The sequence below is a fragment of the Paraburkholderia sp. Ac-20342 genome, assembly GCF_017104985.1.
Taxonomy (GTDB): Bacteria; Pseudomonadota; Gammaproteobacteria; order Burkholderiales; family Burkholderiaceae; genus Paraburkholderia.
Window position 1 is genome coordinate 1 of sequence record NZ_JAAGPQ010000162.1, and the last position, 6,528, is coordinate 6,528.

Consider the following 6,528-nt stretch of genomic DNA (forward strand, 5'->3'; position numbering starts at 1 on the left):
CCGACCGCGCGACCCGCTGCGTCGCACAGCAGCACCGGCATGCAATCGGCAACCAGCACGACGCAGACGGTGCCCGCGCGATCGGTGACGCTCGCGTCGGCGCGCGTCGGCGTGCCGTCCGCGTGAGCCTGCGCGAGCACGTCCTCGGCGCGCACGATGCCGGCGCCGTGGATCTGTTCGAGCCACGCAGCTTCGCCAACGCCGGCAAGCGCGAGCAGCCGCGCGCGATTGCTCGCGACCGCGGCCGGATCGTCACCGGATTTCATGCCGAGGTTGAGGCCGCCGGGCTGGTCCGCGCCATCCCGCCAGCGGCCGAATGGCGCGTCGCTCACGCCGCCGTTGCGGGTGGTGACGAGCGCGCGCACGCGCGGCGAGACGTTCCATGCGGGTTGCACGACATCGGCGAAATCCAGTTCCGGCAAAGCTGCGTTCATGTGGGATCGTCCTCGTCGTGGGCCTCGTGGGCCTCGTTGGCGTCGTGATCTTCGGGGTCGGCGTCGCCGTCGTGATCTTCATCGTAATCGGCGTCGGCGGACGATACGTCGTAGTCCTCATCCTCGTAGTACACGTCGTCGAACTCGCCCGCGTCGTCGCGACCGAGGCCGAGCGCCTCGGACAGCGCCGCGATGTCGGCCGGCACCTCGGCCCGCCACTGCATCGAGCGGCCCGTCTTCGGATGAATCAGCCCGAGCCGCCATGCATGCAGCGCCTGGCGCGCGAAGCCGCCCGGCAGCGGCGTAACCGAACGCTTGCCGCGCGCGCGTCCATACACGGGGTCGCCGAGCAGCGGATGGCCGACGTGCGCGCAATGCACGCGAATCTGATGCGTGCGGCCGGTTTCGAGATCGCAGTGAATCGCGGTGACCGGCTGCCGCTGCCAGATCGCCGCGTCGACGCGGCGGAAATGCGTGCGCGCCGGCTTGCCGGCCGCGCCCGTCACCACGGCCATGCGCGTACGCTCGCGCGGATCGCGGCCGATCGGCGCGTCGATCGTGCCGTCCTCGGGCATGTTGCCCCACACGAGCGCGAGATAGCGGCGCTTGACCGTGCGCGCCTGCAACTGGCGCACGAGGTCGGTCTGCGCCTCGAGCGTGCGCGCGACCACCATGAGCCCCGAGGTCTCCTTGTCGAGCCGGTGCACGATGCCCGCGCGCGGCAGGCCGGCCGCGGCTTCGCCATAGCGATGCAGCAGACCGTTGAGCACGGTGCCGCTCCAGTTGCCGGCGGCCGGATGCACGACCATGCCGGCCGGCTTGTTGATGACGACGAGCGTGTCGTCCTCGTAGACGATTTCGAGCGGCACCGGCTCGGGTGTGAAGGCGAGCTGCTCGGGCAGCAGGTCGGGCACGAGCTCGATCGTGGCGCCGAGCGGCACCGGCTGGCGAATCTTCGCCGGCTTGCCGTCGACGCGCACGCGCCCGGCTTCGATCCAGCTTTGCAGACGGCTGCGCGAAAATTCCGGAAACACTTTGGCGAGCACCTTGTCGAGCCGCTCGCCGGCCAGTTCGTCGGGCACCACGACCTGGCGCGGGCTTTCGTCGGCGATGCGGCCCGGCACCGGCGCCGCCGGGCTCGCGGCGGCTTCTTGCGAATGGCTTGCGGCGGGCGCGTCGGCAGCAAAATCGTCGTCGAGCGAATCGACGCCCAACGCGTCGGCGGGGTCGGCGCTTACGCTATAATCTTCGTTGCTATTCCCGGCGCCTGCGGTGCCTGGAGTATTTGAGCGGGTCATTGAGTCTGGGTCACCTGGACGTAAAGCTAGACTGGAAAATGCGAGCCTTGAACACCATCACTGAAGCAGCGGCGCTCAATTTGGCGGCCATCAAGAAGGCGGCCCGGAAAGTGGCCGGATACGTTGCGTGCGCCGCGGCCGTCGTCGCTATTGCGGCTTGCCACGGCCTGCCGGAGAAGACCGACGAAACGGCAACGTGGAACAACAACAAATTATATACGGAGGCGAACGACGCCCTAACCGGCGGTGACTTCGGCAAGTGCGCGAAATACTTCGAAATGCTCGAGGGCCGCGACCCGTTCGGCCACTTCGCGCAGCAGGCGCAGATCAACGTCGCATACTGCAACTGGAAAGACAACGAAGACGCCGCCGCCGACCAGGCCATCGACCGCTTCATCCAGCTGCACCCGGATCACCCGGACATCGCCTACGCGTACTACCTGAAAGGCATGATCCACTTCAACGACGACCTCGGTCTGTTCGGCCGCTTCTCGGGCCAGGACATGAGCGAGCGCGATCCGAAGTCGCTGCGCGAATCGTATGACGCGTTCAAGGTCGTGGTGGACCGGTTCCCGAACAGCAAGTACGCACCGGACGCGGCGCAACGCATGCGCTATATCGTGAACGCGCTGGCGTCGCACGAAGTCCACGCGGCGGACTACTACTACCGTCGCGGCGCCTATGTCGCGGCAATCAACCGCGCGCAACTCGCGCTGCACGAATACAAGAACGCGCCGGCCATCGAAGACGCGCTGCACATCATGATGCTGTCGTACGAAAAGCTGAACCAGCCGCAACTGGCCGACGACACGCGCCGCGTGCTCGCGGGCACGTTCCCGGACAGCCCGTACATCACGGGCCACGCGCGGCCGGGCACGCAGAAGTCGTGGTGGCAGTTCTAAGCTAACTTTGCTGAGCTTTGCCGCCCGCTGAATACATTCAGCCTCTGAAATAAAAAACGCCACGACCTGAAAGTCGTGGCGTTTTTTATGCCCGCGCATCCGCACGTCAACGTGTCTGCATGCGCACTGACACGCGACGCCCGCCGCCTGGCCGCTGGCGTCGCGCGCTCCCCCTCAATCCCGCTCGAACAACGCAATCGACTCCACGTGCGACGTGTGCGGGAACATGTTCACGACACCCGCCCCAACGAGCCGATAGCCGGCTTCGTGCACGAGCAGGCCCGCATCGCGCGCGAGCGTAGCCGGCGCACACGACACGTAGACGATGCGCTTCGGCAGCGGTCCATTGCCGCTCTGCGCGATCTCCGCGAGCGCCTTCGCGACCGCGAGCGCGCCTTCGCGCGGCGGATCGATCAGGAACTTGTCGAAGTGGCCGAGCGCGCGCAGGTCGTCGGCGGTCACTTCGAACAGATTGCGGCACGCAAACGACGTATGCCCCGCGACGCCGTTCAGCTCGGCGTTCGCGAGCGCGCGCCCGGTCAGCACCTCGCTGCCCTCGATACCGACCACTTCCCGCGCAAGCCGCGCGAGCGGCAGCGTGAAGTTGCCGATTCCGCAGAACAGATCGAGCACGCGATCAGTGCGCGCCGGCGCGAGCAGGCGCAACGCGCGGCTCACGAGCACGCGGTTGATCGCGTGATTGACCTGCGTGAAGTCGGTCGGCTTGAACGGCATGCGGATGCCGTATTCGGGCAGCGTGTAGTCGAGCTGCACGTCGAGCGGATAGAGCGGCGTGACTGTGTCCGGGCCGCCCGGCTGAATCCAGAACTGCACCTTGTGCTCGTCGGCGAAATCGCGCAGCACCTGTTCGTCGGCGGCGGTGAGCGGTTCGAGGTTGCGCACGACGAGCGCCGTGACCGACGAGCCGACCGCGAGTTCGATCTGCGGCATGCGGTCGTAGATCGACAGCTTGCGCACCATGAAGCGCAGCGGCATCAGCATGGCCGACACATGCGGCGGCAGCACCTCGCAGGTTTTCATGTCCGCGATATAGCTGCTCTTCTTCTCGTGAAAGCCGATGCGCATACCGCCCTTTTCCGGCAGATAACGCACGGCCAGACGCGCGCGATAGCGATAACCCCAAGACGGCCCGTGAATCGGCCGGAACACGGTTTCAGGGCGCAGCTTCGCGAGGCGCTGCAGGTTGTCTTCAAGCACGCGCTGCTTGACCGCGACCTGCGCGCGCACGTCGAGATGCTGCATCGAACAGCCGCCGCAAATGTCGAAGTGGCGGCATTGGGGCGTAGTGCGCATCGCGCTCTCGCGGAACACCTGCACGACTTCGGCCTGCTCGAATTTCGGCTTGCTGCGATGCGTCGTATAGCTGACGCGCTCGCCCGGCAACGCGCCTTCGACGAAGATCACCTTGCCTGGCGTGCCGTCTTCGCTGTCGGTGCGGCCCACGCCGCGCGCTTCCATATCGAGCGAAACGATTTCGATGACCGGCTCGTTGCCGGTAATGACGAGCGCCGGCGTCGGGGCCGGCGCCTTGGCATGCTTCGATGAGCGCCGCGGCGCGCGACGTTGGGGGGCAGTTCGGGACACCTGCGACTTCCTGACAAACTGTGGGGAAAGGCGAGATTGTAGACGAAGCGCCGGGCTTGCCTGCGATCGTACGCGACTCGGCCGCGTGCGCCGCAAAGAGCCGAGGCCGAATTACCGCGGCAACCGGACCCGCACGTCTTCCTCCCAGCCGCAACACGCCGACTCGATGCGCCCACCCAACCGCGCGCGGCGGCTCACTGCTCGAACGCCGCCAGATACTCGGCCCACTGCGGCGCAGTTTCGAGCGCGAGCGCGTTCTTCACGAGATTGATCTCGTCAGCATACTCCGACGGCGAGAAGCCGCCGCGCATCAACTGGAAACGGCAATACAGCAGGTACGTGTTGACGACGTCGGTCTCGCAGTAGTTGCGGATTTCCTCGATGCGCCCTTGCTGGAACGCCTGCCACACCTGGCTGCCGTCCATGCCCATCTTGCCCGGAAAACCGCACATCTTCGCGAGCGCGTCGAGCGGCGCGTTGGCGCGTGCCTGGTACATCGCCAGCACGTCCATCAGATCGGTATGGCGCGCGTGGTAGCGGCTGAGGTAGTTGTTCCACTTGAACTCGCGGTCGTCCTCGCCGACGTCCCAGAAGCGGTACGCGGGAATGCCGTTGACGAGCGCGCGATAGTTGAGCACCGGCAGATCGAAGCCGCCGCCGTTCCACGACACGAGTTGCGGCGTGTACTTCTCGATCACGCGATAGAACGACTGCACGAGCGTCGCCTCGCCGTCCTCGGGCGTGCCGAGCGAGCGCACGCGAAAGCCGTTGCTGTCGCGGAACACGCAGGAAATCGCCGCGACCCGTTGCAGGTGATGCGGCAGGAAATCGCTGCCGGTTTTTTCGCGACGCGCGGCGAACGCGTGTTCGGCGACTTCGGCGTCGCTCATCGAGGCGGGTAGATCTTCGAGACGGCGGATGCCGGCGACATCGGGAATCGTCTCGATGTCGAAAACAAGAATCGGTGTCATCAGGTTACAGAACGGCGTCCTTGCGGACACCGTTGGAGGCGAAGAAGCGCTTCAGACGCACCAGCGCTTCCTGTTGGATCTGGCGCACACGCTCGCGCGTGAGGCCCATTTCGTCGGCCAGCTCTTCGAGCGTGGCGGGTTCGATGTGATTGAGGCCGAAACGCCGTTCGATCACATGGCGGTGCTTGTCCGACAGACGCGCGAGCCACGCGCGCGTCAGCGTTTCGAGCTCGCGATGCTGCACCTCCGCATCGGGCGACTGGCTTTGATCGTCGGACAGCAGATCGAGCAGGCTGCTCGCCGGATCGAGATCGAGCGGTGCATCGAGCGAGGCCGTGTGCTCGTTCAGCGCGAGGATGTCGGTCACTTCGTCGCTGGTTTTGCCGGTCAGGTAGGCGATGTCGTCGATGCTGGCGTCGCGACGCTCGGCGGCCTCGCCGGAATTCATCGAATTCTTCTCGAGATGGCGCTTCGCGCGCAGCACCTGGTTGAGCTCACGAATCACGTGCACCGGTAATCGCACCGTGCGCGCCTGGTTCATGATCGCGCGCTCGATGCTCTGGCGAATCCACCACGTCGCGTAAGTCGAGAAGCGGAAGCCGCGCGTCGGATCGAATTTCTCGATCGCGTGCATGAGGCCGAGGTTGCCCTCTTCGATCAGATCGAGCAGCGGCACGCCGCGATTCAGATAACCCTTGGCAATGCTGACGACGAGCCGCAGATTGCGCTCGATCATCACCTGGCGCGCCTCGAACTCGCCGGCCTTGGCAAGACGCGAATATTTCTGCTCTTCCTCGACGGTGAGCAGCGGCTTCACGCTGATGCGGTTCAGATAGTGCTGTATCGTGTCGGCCGTCAGCTCGGCCTGCAGCAGGGCGCGGAAATCGTCGGCGTCGGGTGCCGCGCCGCTCGAGCCTTCGCGCGTGTCGGCGGTTTCGTTCTCGTCGAGATCGCGCTCTTCGACGATCTCTTCTTCCACTTCCGAAGCGCCGCTTTCGTCCGCTGCGGCGGACGTGGCTTTGCTGATCTTCTCAGACTCGGCTTGCGGCGGGCGGCGCTTCGATTTCGGCATGGTCGTATCGCTTATTGCGGCGGCAAATACTTCAGTGGGTCGACAGGTTTGCCCTGCCGGCGAACTTCGAAATGCAACATCACGCGGTCGGAATCGCTATTGCCCATCTCAGCGATCTTCTGCCCTTTCGTCACCGCGTCCCCCTCTTTTACCATCAAAGCGCGGTTGTGTGCATACGCGGTGAGATAAGTTGCATCATGCTTGATGATAATGAGATTGCCGTAACCACGCAGCCCATTTCCGGCA

7 protein-coding genes are annotated in these 6,528 nt (G+C 65.3%); 1 reads left to right on the top strand and 6 read right to left on the bottom strand.

Features of this window, described 5'->3' with window-relative positions:
• Positions 1–434: laccase domain-containing protein (locus G3N58_RS32990; protein WP_206001287.1), on the bottom strand; the 434-nt coding region annotated here is incomplete at its 3' end.
• The gene (locus tag G3N58_RS32995) at positions 431–1,732 is read right to left on the bottom strand and encodes an RluA family pseudouridine synthase (protein ID WP_206001288.1); all 1,302 of its coding nucleotides are present in this window, start codon (positions 1,730–1,732) and stop codon (positions 431–433) included. The genes G3N58_RS32990 and G3N58_RS32995, both read right to left, overlap by 4 nt.
• A 38-nt stretch (positions 1,733–1,770) precedes the next feature.
• Here G3N58_RS32995 and G3N58_RS33000 point away from each other — a divergent pair, with 38 nt between their 5' ends.
• Positions 1,771–2,634 (top strand): outer membrane protein assembly factor BamD, encoded by an 864-nt coding sequence (locus tag G3N58_RS33000; RefSeq protein WP_167038456.1) that lies wholly within the window; start codon positions 1,771–1,773, stop codon positions 2,632–2,634.
• 174 nt (positions 2,635–2,808) lie between these two features.
• On the opposite strand, the gene rlmD is transcribed toward G3N58_RS33000, so the two are convergent.
• From rlmD to G3N58_RS33020, 4 genes are all read right to left on the bottom strand, one after another.
• Positions 2,809–4,239, bottom strand: coding sequence for a 23S rRNA (uracil(1939)-C(5))-methyltransferase RlmD (gene rlmD, locus G3N58_RS33005; protein WP_206001289.1), 1,431 nt, complete (start codon positions 4,237–4,239; stop codon positions 2,809–2,811).
• 194 nt (positions 4,240–4,433) lie between these two features.
• A complete protein-coding gene (locus tag G3N58_RS33010; RefSeq protein ID WP_206001290.1) occupies positions 4,434–5,210 on the bottom strand; it encodes a 3'-5' exonuclease in 777 nt (258 codons plus the stop codon).
• A 4-nt stretch (positions 5,211–5,214) separates the two neighbouring features.
• Complete coding sequence (gene rpoS / locus G3N58_RS33015; protein WP_167038462.1) at positions 5,215–6,282, bottom strand: RNA polymerase sigma factor RpoS; 1,068 nt, start codon at positions 6,280–6,282, stop codon at positions 5,215–5,217.
• Between the two features lie 11 nt (positions 6,283–6,293).
• Positions 6,294–6,528 (bottom strand): peptidoglycan DD-metalloendopeptidase family protein (locus tag G3N58_RS33020; RefSeq protein WP_206001291.1); only part of this gene is annotated, 235 nt, incomplete at its 5' end.

Excerpts from the sequence above, each read along its gene's own strand:
- G3N58_RS32995 (WP_206001288.1), bottom strand. The coding sequence starts at position 1,732 with ATGACCCGCTCAAATACTCCAGGCACCGCAGGCGCCGGGAATAGCAAC.
- G3N58_RS33000 (WP_167038456.1), top strand. The coding sequence starts at position 1,771 with ATGCGAGCCTTGAACACCATCACTGAAGCAGCGGCGCTCAATTTGGCG.
- G3N58_RS33010 (WP_206001290.1), bottom strand. The coding sequence starts at position 5,210 with ATGACACCGATTCTTGTTTTCGACATCGAGACGATTCCCGATGTCGCC.
- rpoS (WP_167038462.1), bottom strand. The coding sequence starts at position 6,282 with ATGCCGAAATCGAAGCGCCGCCCGCCGCAAGCCGAGTCTGAGAAGATC.